Consider the following 1,131-nt stretch of genomic DNA (forward strand, 5'->3'; position numbering starts at 1 on the left):
GTGGTTGTCCAGGTAGAAATACACGCCGCCACCGGAATTCAAGGCAGCACCCGGTTTCAGTACATCGGCTGCGCTTCTGCCTTCCAGAGCGTGTTTGCCGAGGACGGTCATGGTCGCAGGGTCGATGAGAAACAGACCGGGGTCGAGGCCGAGACAGGTGGCGACGATGCGACCGGCCCGGTCGAAGGCCGCCGAAATACACAGGTCACCCAAGAGTAGCGAGTTGGTTTGCGGTGCCAGGCCGAGCGGGCCTGGGCGGGTGTAGGTATCGCTCATCCACCCGTCGTTGTGGACGCCCGAGTCGCCGTTGGGTGCCAGGTACGGATTCTGCGGGATCGGGGGGATGCCGGTGATCGGGTTGGCGGTGGCTGGTGTGCCGAGGAACTGTGGAATATCCGGGCCGGCCGGTCCAGGAGGAACCGGAACTGCGGCGGCAGGGGCCGCGACGGTGGCGAGGGCCACGGCCAGTAGCGGTAGGCGAAGGAAACGAGAGCGGAGAGTAGGGAGCACACGTGCAAGGTATTCGTTTGCGGCGCCCGGTAAATCCCCCGCGCGAGTGATTCGCCATAGCCGGGTTCGGTGCTCGATATCGTACGGACCACCCGGCGAGCTCTAGCGGTCGCTGCGATCGGATACGTGGATACGGCTGCGCGGAATCGCACCGGAGGATCGCGCTGATCAGTGCGCACGACTTCGGAAAACACCAGCGCGCCGACGGAAGGTGTCGGCGCGCTGGTGCGGTAGGTCCGCGAATATTCTCCGGTCAGTTGTTCAGTTGCCGTCGCGCAGCGATATCAGTCCGCCCGCGGTGCCGAGATAGGCCGTTGCGTCGGGGCCGAGGGCGATGCCCGCGTAATTGTTGTTGAAGCCGAAGCCGGTGCCGGACAGTTGCTTCCACACCATTTCGCCGGTGCGGTAGTCGAGGGCGGTCCAGTACCAGGGATCGTTCAGTTGGGTGCCCTTGGTGTAGGTGTAGATCAGCCCGGTGGCCAAGGACAACTTCGGTACTACGGTCGGTGCGGCTTCGACGGTGTTGGACCACACCTTATGGCAGCCGTTGCCGTCGGCATCGATGTCGATGCGCGCGAAACCGGGAGTGGTGGTCTTGCCGAGTATGGTGGCGTCCGGACC

Annotated in this window: 2 pseudogenes; both read right to left on the reverse strand. The window is 64.3% G+C overall.

Annotated features, from left to right (window positions below):
• Positions 1-510 (reverse strand): annotated as a pseudogene (locus tag ACL02S_RS24115) (hypothetical protein); the annotation flags it as partial.
• Between the two features lie 261 nt (positions 511-771).
• Positions 772-1,131: pseudogene (locus tag ACL02S_RS24120) on the reverse strand (hypothetical protein); the annotation flags it as partial.

The organism is Nocardia spongicola (assembly GCF_047200775.1).
Classification (GTDB): Bacteria; Actinomycetota; Actinomycetes; order Mycobacteriales; family Mycobacteriaceae; genus Nocardia.